Genomic DNA, 19,879 nt, shown 5'->3' on the forward strand with positions numbered 1-19,879 from the left:
TTCATTTAATTATTAGTCCAAATTGAAATATTTACAAATCTGATTAAAAATTCATTTCAAAAGTTTTCATCTTTTGTTTAAATGTTTTATCATTGTTATCATTTTGCAATGTAATTATGATATGCTTTTGCTAAAAGCGTTTCTTTTAAAGAAAGGCAGATTATTTTTATAATGGGGACTCCTTCGCAATAACTTAATCAATTTAGGTAATAAGATTTATTGGTTAAAATTAAAAGAGCCCATTTTCTATATTTGACATATAATAAAATGGCTATGTTTTTAGGAAAGAGTGATTAGCAATGAACTGGTTTAAAAAACATTTATCGAAATTATTTTTAGCTGAAATAGATGATGATGATGATGAATTGATCGAGTACGAAAATGAAAAAGAAGAAAACGTGAAAAATAATCCACAACAGATTAATCAAGTGAAGAAAGCATCCTTTCGTTTCCCAGTAATATCAGATGATGAACTGGATGATTCAAAGCCTTCCATGAAGCATTCTACGAAATTAAACCGTTCACTTGAAAGTCATGGAGATTCATATTCCGTTAATTATGTAAAGTCTTCCATCCAACTCCCATCAGGTTCGCAAGTTTATGATGTGGAAGTCTCAAGGATACGTGAATTACTAGAAAAACGGCAAAAGAAAAAAGGTAAACCTACTAGGGTTCATCATTCAATTCAGAGGGTAGAAACCCAAAAAGTTGAGAAAGTACCAATTCGTCAGGAAAAAAATCGACCACAGGTACCGAAACAAAAAGAAGTTGAGCAAAATACAATAGATCCATATCGAAAGAGATTTGTACCATCTAAGGTACCATCTCCTATTTACGGTTATTCAAAACCAAGCCCTTTAAATGAACTACTAACGAAAAGAGCAGATGAGGAACCGACAACTTCAAAGGATATTGATTCATTAATCTACGATAAAGGCTTGAAGAATGAAAGGGATTTAGAACTTAATAAGGTTGAAGTACACGATGAGTATGAATATGTAAAAGAAAATAAAGAAGTTGCTGCTACTATGGAAATAATAGAAGAACAAACTTCCATAGAAAAAGTAGAAAACCAAAATACAGTAGAAAAAATTGAAGCTCCTCTTGCTGAAAAAGTAATCGATGAACCGATCGTTATAGAAAAACAAACCGATGTAAAAACAATAGTGGTTAGTAATGAAGTCATCGGAGAACAAATGAATGATGTTCATGTAGAAGAGCAACGTGCAATGGAAGTCAATGAGGTGCAGATTACTGAGGAAAGTACCAATGTAATAATAGAGCAAGACGCCGAGTCAAATACTTACTCAGAAGAAAATGAACTTAGCGAACAAGAAATTAATGAGCAAGCGAATATCAACGAGGATCGAATCTATGAAAAAAATGAAGAGGTTTCAAGAGTTGCAGACGATGTGGTGGATGATGTAGTAGAGGGAGATTCTCCGAAATTTGAACTCAATGATGAAATTTTAGAAATGGATCCAGCAGTGAACCGTTCATTGGAAGATGGAGTTCTTCATGAAGAAACAACAATCAGCCAATTGGAAGATAATAATATGGCATTAAATGAGGAAAACGCTCAAGAGAGTTTTTCGACTAAGAAAGAAGAGTCAAAAGGTAGTAAACTTCCTTTTAATGTACTAATGCTCAAATCTGATAAAGAAAAGTTGGCACTTAAAGAAAAAGCAAAATCATTGTTATACGTGAAAAATAACAATCATACACAACTAACTGAATCAACTCAGCCGTTAACTGTAAAGAAAGAAGTTGAAAATCTTCTAATACAGAATAATGATGATCATGATTTAAACGTCCCAAATTTATCATTGAGCAATCCGGTACTACAAGAAGGAAAATCTACTGAAGAACAAGAGGTTGAGACGGAAACTCTGCAAACGGAAAATGTTGAGGAAATAACAAAACCTATTGTGGTAAATACTTCGAACTCAACTGAAGAAACTCCAATGGAAAATACTGAGGAAGTTGAAAATTCCCCAGTTTTCATTGAAGCGGAACAAGTTGTAAAGGCTCCTACAAAAGTATATGTAAAACCATCAATTGATTATTTATCTCCGCCAGAAGAGAAAACACAAGATCGTGATTGGATGGATAGTCAAGCTGATATTCTTGTAGAAGCGTTATCTCACTTCCAAGTAACAGCACAAATAGAGTCAATTATGCAAGGTCCAGCAGTTACTCAATTTGAAATTACAGTTGGTCATGGAACGAAGGTAAGTAAAATACGAAACTTAGCTGATGATCTAAAGCTAGCGCTTGCAGCAAAAGATATTCGAATTCAAGCCCCTATCCCAGGTAAAAGTTCAATAGGAATTGAGATTCCAAATCGAATTTCACGCGCAGTTCGCTTATCGGAAGTAACAACAAGTGAATCGTTTCAACAATCGGAATCTCCTTTAGAAGCTGCTCTAGGACTTGATTTAACAGGTAAACCTGTGACAATCGACTTGCGTAAAATGCCTCACGGTTTGATAGCAGGCGCTACTGGTTCCGGGAAGTCAGTTTGCATTAATTCCATATTAGTGAGTCTCCTTTATAAGGCTGATCCGCACGAATTAAAATTAATGTTAATTGACCCAAAAATGGTAGAGTTAGCTCCATTTAATCATATTCCTCATTTAGTCAGTCCTGTTATTACGGACGTAAAAGCTGCAACTGCAGCGCTAAAGTGGGCTGTTGAAGAAATGGAAAATCGTTATCAATTATTTGCTCACGCAGGTGCTCGTGACTTACCACGATATAATAAACTTGCTGAGGCAAATGGAGAATATAATAAAAAGCTTCCTTATATTCTAATCGTAATAGATGAGTTAGCTGATTTGATGATGATGTCACCGGCTGATGTTGAAGAAGCAATAGCGAGAATAGCTCAAAAAGCAAGGGCATGTGGAATACATTTAATATTAGCAACGCAGCGTCCTTCAGTAGATGTTATTACTGGTTTAATAAAATCAAATATACCAACCCGTATAGCATTTGCAGTTTCTTCACAAATTGACTCAAGGACAATTCTTGATGCTCAAGGTGCTGAACGTTTACTAGGCAGAGGCGATATGTTGTATTTAGGAAACGGTATGAGCGCTCCAACCCGTCTTCAAGGAACCTTTGTGACAGATGATGAAATCGAAGAAGTGATTGAACATGTTAGACAGCAGGGGGAACCAGATTACTTCTTCCAACAAGAGGAATTATTAAAAAAAGCAGAAGTAGTTGAAGAGCAAGATGAGTTGTTTGAAGAGGTGTGTCGTTTTGTATTTGAACAGGGTACAGCATCTACTTCTTCAATCCAACGAAAATACCATATTGGCTATAATAGAGCAGCACGTCTAATTGATATGCTTGAAAAACAAGGATTTGTTTCTGAACAAAGAGGAAGTAAACCTCGAGAAGTTTATATCACAGAATCTGATTTAACATCAATGTTTGAGTGATGAGGGGGAAATCCCTCTCATTTTTTTTCAAGTGAGAAAATAGACTAAAAGAGTGCATTTGACTCTAAAAACATAGAATACTACATTTATTGTTTAATATAATTAGTGCTATAATTGGTTATGTTTTTAAAAATAAACTATTATGCACAAACTAAATTTAAAATTACATTCGCATATTCAAGTGGGGTCAATTGTATCCCGGGAGGTTTTTAACATGACAGTATATCATTTTACAGGAATCAAAGGTTCTGGAATGAGTTCCTTAGCTCAAATTTTGTTTGACTCAGGAGAAAAAGTTCAAGGATCAGATGTTGCAACATATTATTTTACAGAACAACCATTAAGAGATCGTAATATTACCATTTTAGAATTTAATCCAGATAATATAGAGCCGGGGATGACGGTCATTGCAGGGAATGCTTTTCCTGATGATCATCCAGAACTTGTGCGTGCAAATGAACTAGGAGTAGAAGTCATTCGATACCACAAATTCCTTGGTGATTATATTAAAAATTATACATCCATTGCCATTACTGGTGCACATGGGAAAACATCTACGACTGGATTAATGAGCCATGTTATCGGTGGATATATGCCAACATCTTTCTTAATTGGGGATGGTACAGGTTCGGGGAAAGAAGAAGCTTCATTCTTTGTTATGGAAGCTTGTGAATACAGACGTCATTTTCTAGCATACCATCCTGACTATGCTGTCATGACGAATATTGATTTTGACCATCCTGATTATTTCGCAAATATTGAAGATGTTTATTCTGCATTTCAACAGATGGCATTGCAAGTGAAAAAGGCAATCATCGCTTGTGGTGATGACGAGAACCTTCAAAAAATTCAGGCAAACGTACCTGTTGTTTATTACGGGTTTGGAACTCATAATGATTTCTCTGCTCGTAACATCGTTAAAACTACTGAAGGTACTACTTTTGAAGTGTACGTAAGAAATGAATTCTATGATAAATTCTTCATTCCAATGTACGGAGATCATACTGTATTAAATTCATTAGCCGTTATTTCTTTATGCCATTACGAAGGAATACCTGCTCAATTAATTCAAGAACGATTAAGTACTTACTCTGGTGTGAAAAGAAGGTTTACTGAAACAAAAATTGGGAACAATGTCCTTGTAGATGATTATGCTCATCATCCAACAGAAATTAAAGCAACTATACAATCTGCACGTCAAAAGTATCCTGATCAGGAGTTAGTTGCCATATTCCAGCCACATACGTTTACAAGAACACAAGCCTTTTTACAACAATTTGCTGATAGTTTGAAAAGTGCAGATGCTGTATATTTATGTGACATTTTTAGTTCAGCTAGAGAAAAGTCTGGCTCATTATCGATCCAAGATCTAGTTTCATTGATTGAAGGTAGTGAGGTACTTAAGATTGAATCTATAGAAGTTCTAAAAAATCATAAAGATGCAGTTTTCCTATTTATGGGTGCAGGGGATGTTCATAAATTCCAGGATGCATTTGAAGAAAAGCTAAAGAACTAAGCATACATGTTGTAAATAGTATAGGGTTTCTTTAAGAGAAGCGGGAATCCTCTAGATTAGATAGTACGTCAGATGCGAAAGATTATTCGCCGGGTAAAAGGGGCCACTCAGGAAGAACAGTGAGTTGGTCCTTTTTGCAAATATTGAAGGAATTATAAAATATTTGTCGAAAAGAATATGTAACTAGTCATAGGAGGTCATCATCTTGGAAGTCATTTTATACATCGCGGCATTAATTGCAGCAATTGGTTTTTTAGTATTATGTTTTAGCGTAGGTATGACATTATTTTCACTTAAAAACACACTTAACAGTATGGCAGGAACAGTAGCTGGAATTGAAGGACAATTAGAAGGCATCACACGTGAAACTACCTTTCTTTTAGAGAAAACAAATTCTTTAGCTGAGGATATTGTGGAAAAATCAGAGAAATTAAATACGGTTGTAAATGCGGTTAAAAATATCGGGGACTCCATTAACGGATTAAATAATTCAATCAATAATATTACTTCTTCAATAACAACTGAAGTTAATAAGAATGAGGAAAAAATTGCGCAAGTTGTGCAATGGAGCAATGTTGCCATGGAAATTGCAGAAAAGTGGAAGCAACGTAAAGTGGTGAATCAGGTTGAAGCAGTTGATGAGGCTGCAGAAGAAGCGATCAAAAACACTTCAAGATTGAAACGCCGTAAATAAAATTACAAAAGGGGATGTGTAGCAAATGGCAGTAGAAAAACCGAATTATAACGAAGTGAAAGATTTAAATCCATCTCATTTACCTCAAGTTTATACAGGTAATATCGATCCAATTTACGAAGAGGAGACGGTGAATATGAAAGATTTTGTTATCGGTGCATTTGTAGGAGGAATTGTGGGTGCAGCTGTAGGACTATTATTAGCTCCTAAAGCAGGTAGAGATTTACGTACAGATGTTGCAACACAAGCCGTAAATATTCGTGAAAAAAGTCTAGTTCTTTCTTCAACAGCAAAAGAAAAAACTACCCAGTTATCAAATCAAATTAAAGAACAATCGACTCAATTAGTTGATAAGGTTAAAACAAAAACAACAAAAGTTCCTACTGTTTTTGATGATGGTACGGTTTCATATGAAGGGGAAGAACCTTTGGAGGAAACAAGTTCGTCTGAATATACTGAAGGAATGGATATGGCAGAAATATCACGTCCTTCATCCATTTAATAAAAGCGAAAAGGCTGTCCAATCAAGGACAGCCTTTTAAATTTGTTTCGGTTAATTGAATTTCTAAAATGTCTCCTCCAAAAATATCCTCATGTAGTGATGAAGGCTCTCCATTTCGTAGTACTGTAAATTGACCTTTAAAGTTTGAAGGAAGCTGCCAATTAGTAAATCGGAAAATATCTTGGTAACGCCAACCTTTTTCTTCGATTTGATTGATTACAAGTTGATCCCCATTTTGAACAACTGACTGAGCTTGTCCTATGGTACCATTAATGAAAACTTCATTACACGTTTTTACAAGTTCAATTTCCTCACCTTGGAAAGTCACAATCATTTTATCCTCAAGTACTAGACTTAAGCGGTTCAATATAGACTGAACATTCGGACATGGTACTTCTTCGATTAATAAATGATCCCCATTACGTAAAGAATATTGTAATTTACCCGGTTTTTCATTAATCCAAATTTTAGATGTATGTTCTGGTAGAAACATTCGCTGATTATTAACGGTTATGTAGAAAGGAGAGGTCTTATTAAGTAAATCAATCCGATTAAGTTGTTTTAAGATTTCCTCAATGGTTTCACTAGTCTTGACCAATACTTGATCATCGTTATGAAGGAAAGTTTCTAAGGAGACCATTTTCCCGTTTACCTTCACTTCAGGTTCGATTTCATAGACAGTGTCCTGGATTTTTAATGATTTAATCGAAGCACTATCAATAATATCTTTTAAAGTTGCTGTTGCATCTTGACCATCTTTGCCTTCTGAAAGCGTAATGACATCGCCATGCTGAATATTAGATTTTGCAGATGCCAATTGACCGTTTACATAGATGGTAGTAGCCTCACCGTGTCCTCCAGGAATATCGATTTTACCACCATTAACATGAATTGAAATTCCCTTACCAGGTTTTCCATATAATTGTTTCGCCGTTATATTGGCTACTAGAAATGCATCTGCTACAGTCATTTCTTTCATTTCAAATAAGCGAATGACCTGATCATTTACTGTAACCGACATATATTGTATAGGTGCTTTTTTTGCGGCAATGGCAATTCCGATAGGTGTAACAAGTTCAGGTGTTACAGGGATCAATTCATTTTTCGTTAAGTTTTGGATGGCATCTATGCCTCTAACAGCAACACGGTTAACTGGTAATTGTAATATGGAGGCTAATTCTTTTGTTAAGTTGGGAGTTAGGCTACCACCACCAACCAACATAACAGCTTTCGGTGCCTGCTGATTATTTAAATTTAGGATCTCACGACCAATAGATTTCGCTAGATGTTTGATTGAAGGTGTTAAAGTATTGATTACTTCTTCCCGTGTGTAAACTTGTTCAAAACCTAATATATCTTGAATAGGAATCGACTCTTCGGTTTGTAATAAGCGTTTTGTTGATTCGGCTATAGGGAAATCTAGTAGATAGTGTTCACTTAATGCTTCCGTTATTTCATCGCCTGCAATTGGAACCATACCATATGCTATAATAGTCCCTTTGTCAGTAATTGCGATATCAGAAGTACCAGCACCAATATCAACTAGCGCGACATTCAATCTTCTCATAGAAGAGGGAATTAAAACGTTTATGGCAGCAATCGGTTCAAGTGTCATCGCTTCCATTTCTAAATCTGCTCTTTTTAATGCAGCAAGTAGAGATTCGACAACCACACGAGGTAAGAAAGTTGCAATTACTTCAATTGTTACTTCTTCACCTTGTTGGTCTATTAAACTCCCAATTTCTTCACCATCTAGCTTATAAAATAAGACGGAGTACCCAACACAGTAATAATGACTTGCTTTTTGAACTTCATCATTTTGTAAAAGCTGTTGTTGTGCGAGTTGTACAGCTTGTAATTCTAATCTACTAATATCTTCTTCTGTTAAGATTGGCCGATTATTAATTTGAATCGTTAGACTTGCTTGTTCAGTAATCAATGATCGTCCTGCAGCAGCAACATTTACTTTTGTTAAGGGACCATGTTTAAACTCAAGTTCTAGCTTTATTTCTTTTATTAAATCAGCCACGTGTACAACATTATGTATTTGTCCATCAACCATCACACGTTCTTTATGTTCTTTTATTAATATATCTGTAACATGAAAGTGGTTATCTTGTACTTCTAAAATTATTCCGACAACAGAGCGAGTACCAATATCTAATGCGAATAATGTCGAACCCAAAAAATCGCTTCCTTTCAATATAAAATGCACTTTAGCGAGTTGAATCGCTAAATTATTACGTGACATTCTGAATATTGTGGATTATAATATGATTAACTTAAAATGTATCATACATTTTAGCAATCTGAAAGAGTTGGCTAAAAGGAGATGGAAAAAGGAATGAGTAGACAAAACTTAGAAACACTTCGAATTCAAATTGATGAACTAAATCTAGAAATATTGCGTTTAATCAATGAACGTGCTGAAATTGTTAATGAAATCGGTAAAATTAAAGAAAAACAAGGTGTTAATCGATACGACCCTCTACGTGAGCGTCATATGTTAAACCTTTTAAAAGACAATAATAAAGGCCCGTTAAATCAAATGACGGTTGATTATATATTTAAGCAAATTTTTACAACTTCTCTAAAACAATTAGAAGAAAGCAAGAAAAAAGAGTTACTTGTATCACGTAAGAAAAAGTCTGAAGATACAGTCATTAATATTAATGGTGAACAAGTGGGGGCAGGTGCTCCAACCTTTGTATTCGGACCATGTTCGGTAGAATCATATGAACAAGTGGCAGCAGTTGCAGAATCAATTAAAGCAAAAGGTTTAAAAATGATCCGTGGTGGGGCATTCAAACCACGTACTTCTCCATATGATTTCCAAGGATTAGGTGTTGAAGGACTTAAAATATTAAAACAAGTTTCTAAAGAATATGGTTTATCGGTAGTTACTGAAATTGTAACACCTGCTCATATCGAAGAAGCACTTGATTATATCGATGTTATCCAAATTGGTGCGCGTAATATGCAGAACTTTGAATTACTTAAAGCAGTCGGTGAAACTAAGAAACCTGTTTTATTAAAACGTGGTTTAGCTGCAACAATCGATGAGTTCATTCACGCAGCTGAATACATTATGTCAAAAGGTAATGAAAATATTATGTTATGTGAGCGCGGAATCCGCACATATGAAAAAGCAACACGTAATACGTTAGATATTTCTGCAGTACCAATTTTAAAACAAGAAACTCATTTACCTGTATTTGTTGACGTAACACATTCAACGGGTCGTCGTGATTTATTGTTACCATGTGCTAAAGCTGCAATCGCAATTGGTGCTGATGGTGTAATGGCTGAAGTACATCCAGATCCATCTGTCGCTCTATCAGATTCACAACAACAAATGGATATTCCTCAATTTGACCAATTCTATTCTGAAATTCAACAATTCATGAAACAGTACGAGTTAAAAGCTTAATAACAAGGGCTGTCAATAAGTCTTAATGACATTATTGTACAGCTTTTTTTGATGTGTTTATGTATAAAATGATTAATCATTTTTCCTTTCATATTTGTGAATAACATAAGCTTTCCAGACAAAAAAATATCTTAAATAAAAGTTCAATTTTTCGAACAATTCCATTTTGGGTGTTAAAATGGAAAAGAAAAGGATATTATCGTATGATGAGGTAAATAAGATTGATATAAGGAGGCTAAACCCTTTGACTGTAACCATATATGATGTTGCTCGTGAAGCTAATGTTTCAATGGCAACTGTTTCACGTGTAGTGAATGGAAATCAAAACGTAAAACCAGCAACAAGAAAAAAAGTTTTAGAAGTCATTGAAAGATTAGAGTATAGACCAAATGCAGTTGCACGTGGTTTAGCAAGTAAAAAAACAACGACTGTCGGTGTAATTATTCCAGACATCGCCAACATTATTTATGCTGAAGCAGCACGTGGAATCGAAGATATTGCCACAATGTACAGCTATAATATTATTTTAGCGAATTCTGACCAAAGTGAAGAAAAGGAATTATCCCTTATCGACACAATGCTAGGGAAACAGGTAGACGGTATCGTGATGATCAGTGATGCTGTTACACCTAAATTAGTTCAGGAAATGGAACATTCTCCAGTACCAATTGTCCTAGCTGGATCAGTTGATGAGACAAATAAATTTGCTTCAGTAAATATCGATTATTTTCAAGCAGCTTATGAGGCAGTCCAAATACTAATCAATAATGGTCATAAACGAATTGCCTTTATTTCTGGACCGATGCAATTTACAATTAACTCAAAATATAAACTGGAAGCTTATAAAAAAGCTTTAGAAGATGCAAACATTGAAGTGGATGAACAATTAATTGTATTTGAAGATGGTTCATATGATGGTGGACTAGAATCATGGGAAGTATTTAATAAATTAGAAAACCCACCTACAGCATTTTTTGCTGGAAGTGATGAATTAGCGATTGGAATCATACATGGGGCACAGGATCACGGAAGAAACGTTCCTAATGATATTGAAGTGATCAGTTTTGAGAATTCAAAACTTGCTAGAATGGTGAGACCTCGCTTAACAAGTGTAGTATTGCCTCTATATGATATCGGTGCAGTTGCAATGCGTTTATTAACAAAGATTATGAATAAAGAAGAAATTGAAAATCAGTCAGTTTTATTACCACATCGAATTGAATATCGACATTCTGTAAAGACATCTATTCAGGAATAACCTTTAAGGAAGAATGTAAGTAGGTAATGAATAATGCAGAGGCTAGTACACAAGTATAATTTTTAAGAAATGCCAAATAACTTACTATAAGATTTGATATTTTATAGATTGATTAAAGTGGATTGGCGACTACATATTAATAAGTGTTGCCATTCGACGATGCTTAATCAGATTCATTAATAGAATAAAGTTTTAGTAAGTTTCCATGGATGCATAACAACAAACTAACACCATTTTCTCTTTGAGAAAATGGTGTTTTCCGTTTTTTGCCCTTGCTTGCTCTCTATTATCTTATTTTCTTTGGATGAGATGAAATGTTCTGGAGTTGTTCGGGAGAAATTGTCCTTCAATATTTAATGTATCTTGCCTGGAATCTTTCTATGGGATGATAATTTTTTGTATGTTTCAAGCTCGATACATCATCCCGGAAAATATAAATTTAATCAAATTACAATTTATGCTACAAAAATGTTTTAATTTGCCTGATATGCATAAAGTGTTAGAACATTTAAAAAATTATGTTTGTCAAAATCCATTTATTGTAAAATCGAGTTATAAATTTAACTATTTTTCTATAATTCTGATACTTTGGAGTGGAATGCTTTTGGCTGTGCAGTAATTTAACAATTGTTGTAAAATGTTAATTTTCTTAATTAATAGAAATTTACAAATAATTTACAGTGATTTGAGGTTTAGTAATGATAGAAAGGGGTAATTTTTATGTGGATGAAAATCAAAGAAAAATTAGCAGCATTTGTAGAAGGTATACCATCATAATAAAAGTTGCTATGAATCCTATTATTAAAAGGGGGAATGGTATCTTTCAAGAGACATATAAAGATGAAGAAGGCATTTTTGGTTCCAAGGCTGTATAGCTGACGTAAATGACTTCAGTGGGGAACGACTTGGACCCATTCAAAGTTGAAAGAAAATTATTAGCACATGCAGATGTGATAGAAATAGGTGAAATCTGTAAACATCATTCTGTTCGCGATGAAATTATAAAAGGATTTATTGTTTTACGCGAAGATAGAGCCTAACGAAAAAATTTAATTTTTAGAGATGCGTCGTGTACTTAAGGTGTGGGACTTAAACCTACTTACAGGTGATTTATCAAATTGGAAGATTAATAGAGATAATATCCACTTTGTATATAGCAATTATTCTCTAGTGATTAATGCATTTTTATTCAGAACATTAAATTTTGATTACGGGATACATCTTAATGAAAATGGTATTCCTTAAGATTTGAAAGCATATTAAAAAAATATGAATAAATAAAAATACGTATTGACTATATATTTATGCACTATTATACTAGTGCTATCTTGTTATTAGGAGTGAAGGAATTGAAAGTAGGGATTATTGGAGCAACAGGATATGGCGGCTTAGAATTAATACGTTTTTTACACAATCACCCAGAAGTAGAGCACATTGAATTATTCACATCCTCTAGCGCAGGGGAAACATTTTCAACGAGATTTGGTCATTTAGTTTCTATCCATGACAAACCTTTAAACGAAATTAACGTTGATACATTATCAACTTTTGACGTTGTGTTTACAAGTACTCCTTCTGGGGTAACAAGCGAATTATTACCACCTCTAGTAGGAGTGGGACCCAAATTAATAGATTTATCAGGGGATTATCGCCTACAAGATCCAAGTAGTTATGAAAAATGGTATAAAAAGAAACCAGCTCCTTTAGAAATCATTCAACAAAGTGTATACGGTCTAACTGAATGGAATGAGAAAAATATTAAAGAAGCATCTGTTATAGCTAATCCTGGATGTTACCCAACTGCTGTATTATTATCGATTCTTCCATTAATTAAAAACGAATTAATTGATCCTAATTACTTAGTTATCGATGCAAAAAGTGGAATTTCAGGTGCTGGAATTAAACCATCACAAACAACTCATTTCAGTGAAGCAAATGAAAATCTATCAATATATAAAATTAATCAACATCAACATATACCAGAAATAGAACAGGCAATAGAGATGTTTGCAGGTGCAAAGACTAATATTACCTTTAATACACATCTAGTTCCTATGACGAGAGGTATATTATCAACTACCTATGCTCCAGTACATGCAGGTGTTACAAATAAACAGCTGACAGAGTGTTTAATTGAAACATATCGTGATCATCCTTTTGTGCGTGTTATTTCTGAGGCTTCTGCTGTCGGTACAAACCGAGTAAAGGGGTCGAATTTCTGTGATATTCATGTGAAGTTGGATGAACGAACAAATAGAGCAACAATCGTAGGTGTAATTGATAATTTAGTAAAAGGCGCTGCAGGTCAAGCAATTCAAAATATGAATGTGCAAATGAATTTACCTCAAACAAGCGGCTTACATGTTGTACCTCTATTCATTTAAGGTGAAAAAAGGAGAAAAAAAGAAATGTCAAATTTAGTAATTGAGTTAAAGAAATTATCTAGTAAAAATATTGTTTCACCAAAAGGCTTTACTGCAGATGGAATTCATTGCGGTATCAAACATAAGAAAAAAGACTTAGCAATGTTAGTAAGTGAAGTACCAGCGAGTGTTGCAGGTGTGTTTACAACAAATGCTGTACATGCAGCACCTATAAAAGTATCAAAAGAAGTTGTTTACAATAGTGGGAAAATGCAAGCAATCATTGTAAATTCAGGAAATGCAAATGCATGTACTGGAAAACAAGGAATTGCGGATGCGTATGAAATGCAACAGCTTGCAGCAGAAAAGCTTGGCATTGAACCATATTTGGTAGGTGTCGCATCTACTGGAGTAATCGGCGAAATCATGAATATGGCTCCAGTTCGTACTGGTGTTGAAAAGATTCAACTAGGGGATACACTAGAAAATGGAATTAACTTTGCTCAAGCAATCTTAACAACTGATACAGTAATGAAAGATACAACGTATAGTACAATCATTGATGGAAAAGAAGTGATTATTTCTGGTACTGCAAAAGGGTCAGGAATGATCGAGCCAAATATGGCGACTATGCTTGGTTTTATTACAACAGATGCAAATATTGAATCAGATGAATTACAAAAAGCATTATCTGAAATTACAGATATCACATTTAACTCAATTACAGTTGATGGGGATACATCAACAAATGATACAGTATTAGTTTTAGCTAATGGATTAGCTGGAAATGAACCATTGTCACCACTTCATCCTGATTGGGTGAACTTCTACAATGCTTTAAAAGCAGTGGCAGAAGATTTAGCAAAAGCAATTGCAAGAGATGGTGAAGGGGCAACGAAACTAATTGAAGTTGAAGTTGATGGTGCAATTTCTGATGAGGAAGCTCGTAAAATTGCGAAAACAGTTGTAGGATCTCCATTAGTAAAAACTGCGGTATTCGGATGTGACGCCAATTGGGGACGTATTATTGCGGCTGTAGGTTATAGTGGTGCAACAGTAGATCCTGAAAAAATTACAATAAAAATTGGTAACGCAATGATGGTTGAAAATGGGGAGCCTGTTCCATTTTCAGAGGAAGAACTTATTAAAATTTTAAAAGGTAATGAAGTGAAAATTTCTGTTACTTTAGGTCAAGGTGAAGGACATGGATTCGCATGGGGGTGTGATTTAACTTATGACTACGTTCAAATCAACGCATCATACAGATCGTAAAAAAATCGTTATTAAGCTTGGTGGAAGTACATTAGAAGGATTGAATCAGTCCTTCTTTTCAAACTTCAAATTATTACAGGAACAGGGCTATGATGTAATTATTACACATGGTGGTGGCCCAGCAATTAATAGAGAGCTCGAAAAGCAAAATGTTAAAACTCATGCAATAAATGGGATTCGTGTTACAAATGAAGATGCGATCGATATCGTTCAAAATACGTTAATCGGTACTGTAAATACAAAACTAGTCTTTGAACTTAATAAAGCTGGTATTAAAGCTGTAGGACTTAATGGATTTGATGCGGGATTAATTCAGTGCGAGTATTTAGATCAGGAGACTTATGGTTTTGTTGGGGATATTAAAGAAATTAATACAGAAATAATTGAGCAACTCTCAGCAATCAATGTTGTACCTGTAATTGCGTGTGTCGGGACTTCTCTTGAAGGACAAGGCTTAAATATCAATGGGGATACAGTGGCAAGTGAAGTGGCATTAGCTGTAAGTGCTGAAAGTCTATTACTTGTAACCGATGTTTCAGGAATCCGAATTTTAGATGAATATCAAAAAGAGGCTACTGAAACTTTAATTAATCAATGGATTGAAGAAGGACATATTTATGGTGGAATGATTCCAAAAGTACAAGGCGCACTTCAAGTATTAGAAGCAGGGGTTCCTTCTGTTCAAATAGTAGATGATAGTTTAACAGGAACGAAAATTTTATCTGAAATCCGCGAACCTAATTATTCTCTTTAAGTTCAACATGGTTTGAACGACAAAAAGTAAGAGACATATTTTTGACCAAAATCAACTCGGAAAAGACCGAATCTTCCAACAGTTAGAAATAGACATAAAGGAGCTAGTGCAATGAGTGCATTATTTAATAATTATTCAAGAAGACCAATTAGTATCGTAGAAGGAAAAGGAACAGTTGTTAAGGACCAAAATGGTAAAAGTTATTTAGATTTTACAAGTGGAATTGCAGTTTGTTGTTTAGGACATGCTCATCCCGCTCTTGTAGAAGCAATCCAAAAACAAAGTGAAAAGATTTGGCATACTAGCAATCTTTATGAGAGCCCGGGGCAAGTAAAACTAGCAGAATCACTTGTAAAAGATAACCATTTATCACATGCATTTTTCTGTAACAGTGGTGCAGAAGCTAACGAAGCAGCAATTAAATTAGCGCGAAAACATACTGGAAAACATCATATTATTACTTTTGAACAATCGTTCCATGGTAGAACTTTTGGTGCAATGACAGCTACAGGACAAGAAAAAATCCATAAAGGATTTGGTCCGTTAGTAAGCCAATTTACTTATTTACCATATAACGATGTGCAGGCACTTAAAGAAGCTGTTAATGATTCAGTTGCTGCAATTATGCTAGAAGTTATACAAGGTGAAGGTGGAGTAAATGTAATCACAGATGAATTTGCACAAGCAATTCAGGAAATCTGTGACAATAGCGATATTTTATTAATTGTAGACGAAGTACAAACTGGAATTGGGCGTACAGGGACTCGCTTCGCATTTGAACAAACTGCACTAAAACCAGATATCGTTTCAATGGCAAAAGGAATTGCTGGCGGCTTCCCATTTGGTGGGATTTTAGGAACTGCAGAATTGTATGAAACATTTGGTCCTGGAACACATGGTACTACATATGGAGGTAATCCATTAGGTGTTGCAGTAGCTCAAACTGTTGTGGACAATGTCTTTAATGATGAGTTCTTAAATGATGTGCAAAAGAAATCTGAGTATTTGGTTAAAAAATTAAAAGAAGTACTTCCTGAAGATCAATTTAATATTCGCGGAAAAGGGTTAATGATTGGAATCGAATGCGGTGGTCAAGATGTGGCACAATACATTGTTGATGCTGAAAATGAAGGGTTACTTGTTGTAGCTGCTGGTCCAAAGGTAATTCGTTTAGTTCCACCATTAACTGTTACAAATGAGGAAATTGATCAAGCAGTAGGGATTATTGAAAAAATTCTACTAAAGGTTTCAACAACAGTATAATAGTAGATAAGTGAATTTTAAAAAAGTAAAAGGTCACAAAAGCTCTAGGCTTTTGTGACCTTTAGTTTTGTTTAGAAAAAAGAAGACATTGGATTAGATAACTGCGCATGGTTACCAGGAGTTTTCCCACTGGCATTGTGTGAGGCATCTCGTTTAATGTGTCTTACTAATGATCCAAAAAATTTACGCGGTCTACATTAGTAGACCGCGCTTTCAAAAGAATGGTTGACACTTTGTATTTGTTGGAGTGTTTATCGATTATAAAGAATAAACGATTTTTAATGTATGATACCATTTAACTTTTTTACGATGTCGGTCATACATCCTTTGCCATACGAAGTGATAGTTTTTAATTCTTTTTCTTAAATTTTAAGATGGTTGTTCTGGATTCGTAGGACCATTTCCAGATTCACCGTTATTCGGTTCTTCAGTGTGTCCGCTATTACTGTTTCCATTATTATTCCCCGGGTGATTTCCGTTTCCATTTCCTGGGTCAGGTTTTGGCTTCTCGTCATTTCCGCCCGTATTTAAATTGCCTTCATCTGGTTTTTGCACCGGATTCTCCGGTTTTGGTGTTTGTGGAGTACTGTTAGTTGTAGTGACGGTATTTGAATGTGAAGATTCTCTACCAGTAATATCCACAGCTACAACTACGTAACTTCCATTTGAAACAGTAATACTTCGTCCATCACTACTTCTAATAGATGAAATAAAGGAACGTCCACCACCTGAAATATTATATACTCGATATCCAACAACATCATTAGAGGTAGATTTTGACCATGAAATATTATTACCGCTTAAAGTTGCTGATACTGCTGCTGGTGGACTACCATCAGGATTAAAAGTTGCTCCTGAAACAACACGATTACTTAATGTTGAATTTCTTGGTAGCAGTTTTGAAGAATCTCCCCCTAATCTGCCCAACATACGGTCGACAAACTCTTGATTCAAGCCAACCCCACCTCCTGAGTACGTAAACTCTCTAGGTGTTGAATCTAATGCTTTGTAAGTTCTACCATCAATGTTTACAGTTGCGGAAGAAGCTGAAACAAAACTATCATCTGCTTGAGTTGGTAAGAATATATTTCGATTAAATAAATCGGATCGAATTAATCCAGCATTACTACAAGCATTGGATGGAGCTAGACCTGATAAACCACAAAACGATGCTGTTACGACATTTTCGGGTTTTTGGAACGGATCTTTTGCCCCTACTAAATCTGGGTTAACATCATATGCTGTATTCATTAAGGTTGCCCAAAGTACATTAATTCGTGTGCTTGGTTGTAAATACTGATTATTAAATTGGTAAAGGGAACGTTGTTCATCGTAACCTAACCAAACTCCTAATGAAACATTAGGGTTATAGCCTACAAACCAAACATCTTTATAATCTTGAGTTGTACCTGTTTTCGCTGCAAAGTCTGAAGAGAACTTTAATGTATTTTTTGCTCTTGTACCTGTTCCATATTTTAATACGTCTCGCATCATATCCGTAATAATATAAGAAGTTTCGGGAGTAAATACTTCAACAGGTTCTACTTTATGTTCATAAATAATGTTTCCATCTAAATCTTCAATTTTTTCAATCATATAAGCATCAATAAACTGACCATTATTAGCAAAAGTTGCAAAGGCATTTGTATTCTCTTCAACAGTTGAGCCAACTTCAAGGGCACCAATTGCAGTTGCTAAGTTCGTATAGTCGCCCTCAGTTAATCTAGAGAAATCCATTTTTTCTAACAAATCAGCTGGACGTCTATCCAGGATTCTGTCGTAAAGTCGTATTGCAGTTAAGTTTTGTGAATGTGCTAGTGCTTCGCGGGCTGGCATAATACCACGTTCATCATTTACTAAATAGTTAGATGGAGAATATCCGTCTGATTTACGAACAAATTTAACATCGACAACTGGGCTTCCTGCACCAATAAGTCCATACTCAATTGCAGGTGCGTAAACTAATAAAGGCTTCATTGTCGAACCATTTTGGCGATAGGCCTGTGTCGCATGATTTAACTCAGTTATTTCAAAGTCACGACCAGCTACAAAGCTTAAGATTTTCCCAGTTTTATTCTCAATTAGTATACTACCTACTTGAACAGGCATTTGAACATCGATATTTTCACCTGTTTCAGGGTCTGTTTCAGTCTTCACAAATGTATGTCCATAATATTTGAAGTTTTTCGCTTGTTCCTGCATTGAATCATACATTTCTTTATCGATTGTTGAATAGATGCGATATCCATTAGAACGTACATCACGATCAGCTAAAATCATATATTTTTCTAATAGATTTTCCTCTTCTTTTAATCGTTTAGGATCGATTCCATCTTTTTCAGCTAAAATATCTGCGATGATTCTAGTAGCTCTAGCCTCAAGTTCATATGTAATCCATGGATAATTATCAACTGCTTGGGCTTCCGGTTCTCGGAAATCTTTTGTTATATCATAAGTTACGGCTTCTTGATACTGTTCATCCGTAATATAACCAACTTCTTTCATCCTGAATAGAACGACCTTCATTCGGTCAATCCCAGGTTGTAAGCCATTTACATCTTTTAATTGTCCTCTTTGAGTAAAAGGTGTATATGCAAAAGGTGCTTGTGGGATTCCAGCAATATACGCTGCTTGTGGTAAAGTTAGTTCGGAAGCTTTTACTCCAAATATCCCTTCTGCAGCTGTTTCGACGCCAGCAATATTGCGCCCAGATGCATTTCGGCCATAAGGAATAATATTTAAATATGCTTCTAAGATTTCTTCTTTTGTCATGAATTTTTCTAATCGAAAGGCAAGTAGTATTTCTCTGGCTTTTCGCTCATAAGAAACTTCATTGGTTAAGATTTGGTTTTTAATGAGTTGTTGTGTTAATGTAGATCCGCCTGTTTGTGTAGATGAGTTGGTGAAGTCTTGGAAAAGTCCACGAAAAACTGCTTTTGGAACTATTCCATTGTGCTCTCTAAAATATTCATCCTCCGTAGCAATTACGGCATTAATTACTAATGGTGATATATTTTCAAGTGATGTTTCGCGGCGTTCTAAATCAGTTCGTAGCTTACCTATGTAAATATTATTTGCAAAATATATTTCACTGGTTTCTTCGTAGCTATAAATTTGTTCTTTCATCTCTTTCTTTGAATGAAGAGGTTCATCCTTTACGAGAGATGCGAAATAGCCCATTCCGATTGAAAAGAAAAATACAAGACCAGTTAAGAGTAGAATCATAAAGACTAATCCTAAATTCCATAATACACTTCCCGTAATTCGAATTTTACTCATTCGATTAGAAGAAGTAATTATTTCTATTTTTTCGTTTAATTTTTCGATTCGCCTTTTCAACTGTTCTAACCAATTTTTCACTTAATCCACCCCCTAAAA

The 19,879-nt window shown here is 34.9% G+C and carries 14 protein-coding genes; 12 read left to right on the top strand and 2 right to left on the bottom strand.

Annotated elements, in window-relative coordinates; genetic code table 11:
• Positions 1-299: 299 nt before the first annotated feature.
• From JOD29_RS00235 to JOD29_RS00250, 4 genes are all read left to right on the top strand, one after another.
• The gene (locus JOD29_RS00235) at positions 300-3,449 is read left to right on the top strand and encodes a DNA translocase FtsK (RefSeq protein ID WP_124762549.1); all 3,150 of its coding nucleotides are present in this window, start codon (positions 300-302) and stop codon (positions 3,447-3,449) included.
• Between the two features lie 214 nt (positions 3,450-3,663).
• Complete coding sequence (gene murC, locus JOD29_RS00240) at positions 3,664-4,965, top strand: UDP-N-acetylmuramate--L-alanine ligase (RefSeq protein ID WP_124762547.1); 1,302 nt, start codon at positions 3,664-3,666, stop codon at positions 4,963-4,965.
• A gap of 205 nt (positions 4,966-5,170) precedes the next feature.
• Positions 5,171-5,659: a DUF948 domain-containing protein gene (locus JOD29_RS00245; RefSeq protein ID WP_124762545.1), complete on the top strand. Its 489-nt coding sequence runs from the start codon at positions 5,171-5,173 to the stop codon at positions 5,657-5,659.
• A gap of 25 nt (positions 5,660-5,684) precedes the next feature.
• A complete protein-coding gene (locus JOD29_RS00250; protein ID WP_124762543.1) occupies positions 5,685-6,161 on the top strand; it encodes a YtxH domain-containing protein in 477 nt (158 codons plus the stop codon).
• Between the two features lie 22 nt (positions 6,162-6,183).
• On the opposite strand, the gene pilM is transcribed toward JOD29_RS00250, so the two are convergent.
• Positions 6,184-8,346, bottom strand: a complete 2,163-nt coding sequence (gene pilM / locus JOD29_RS00255) for a pilus assembly protein PilM (RefSeq protein ID WP_124762541.1) — start codon at positions 8,344-8,346, stop codon at positions 6,184-6,186.
• Positions 8,347-8,505: 159 nt separating this feature from the next.
• On the opposite strand from pilM, the gene JOD29_RS00260 reads away from it, so the two are divergent.
• The 8 genes from JOD29_RS00260 to JOD29_RS00295 all read left to right on the top strand — a co-directional run bounded on the left by JOD29_RS00260 (position 8,506) and on the right by JOD29_RS00295 (position 16,501).
• Entirely contained in the window at positions 8,506-9,591 is a 1,086-nt protein-coding gene (locus JOD29_RS00260) for a bifunctional 3-deoxy-7-phosphoheptulonate synthase/chorismate mutase (RefSeq protein ID WP_124762539.1), read from the top strand.
• 244 nt (positions 9,592-9,835) lie between these two features.
• A complete protein-coding gene (gene ccpA / locus JOD29_RS00265; protein WP_124762537.1) occupies positions 9,836-10,849 on the top strand; it encodes a catabolite control protein A in 1,014 nt (337 codons plus the stop codon).
• A 722-nt stretch (positions 10,850-11,571) separates the two neighbouring features.
• Complete coding sequence (locus JOD29_RS00270; RefSeq protein WP_158610512.1) at positions 11,572-11,724, top strand: hypothetical protein; 153 nt, start codon at positions 11,572-11,574, stop codon at positions 11,722-11,724.
• 9 nt (positions 11,725-11,733) lie between these two features.
• Complete coding sequence (locus JOD29_RS00275; RefSeq protein ID WP_205101596.1) at positions 11,734-11,889, top strand: hypothetical protein; 156 nt, start codon at positions 11,734-11,736, stop codon at positions 11,887-11,889.
• 309 nt (positions 11,890-12,198) lie between these two features.
• Positions 12,199-13,233, top strand: coding sequence for an N-acetyl-gamma-glutamyl-phosphate reductase (gene argC / locus JOD29_RS00280; RefSeq protein WP_192894177.1), 1,035 nt, complete (start codon positions 12,199-12,201; stop codon positions 13,231-13,233).
• Positions 13,234-13,257: 24 nt separating this feature from the next.
• Positions 13,258-14,484 (top strand): bifunctional ornithine acetyltransferase/N-acetylglutamate synthase, encoded by a 1,227-nt coding sequence (argJ, locus tag JOD29_RS00285; RefSeq protein WP_124762535.1) that lies wholly within the window; start codon positions 13,258-13,260, stop codon positions 14,482-14,484.
• Positions 14,447-15,238, top strand: a complete 792-nt coding sequence (gene argB / locus JOD29_RS00290) for an acetylglutamate kinase (RefSeq protein WP_124762533.1) — start codon at positions 14,447-14,449, stop codon at positions 15,236-15,238. The genes argJ and argB overlap by 38 nt, the downstream gene beginning before the upstream one ends.
• A 111-nt stretch (positions 15,239-15,349) precedes the next feature.
• Positions 15,350-16,501, top strand: a complete 1,152-nt coding sequence (locus tag JOD29_RS00295) for an acetylornithine transaminase (RefSeq protein ID WP_124762531.1) — start codon at positions 15,350-15,352, stop codon at positions 16,499-16,501.
• Positions 16,502-16,870: 369 nt separating this feature from the next.
• Here JOD29_RS00295 and JOD29_RS00300 read toward each other — a convergent pair whose 3' ends face one another.
• Positions 16,871-19,840, bottom strand: coding sequence for a transglycosylase domain-containing protein (locus JOD29_RS00300; protein WP_124762687.1), 2,970 nt, complete (start codon positions 19,838-19,840; stop codon positions 16,871-16,873).
• Between the last annotated feature and the right edge of the window lie 39 nt (positions 19,841-19,879).

Origin of the sequence: Lysinibacillus composti, from assembly GCF_016908465.1 — a bacterium.
Classification (GTDB): domain Bacteria; phylum Bacillota; class Bacilli; order Bacillales_A; family Planococcaceae; genus Ureibacillus; species Ureibacillus composti_A.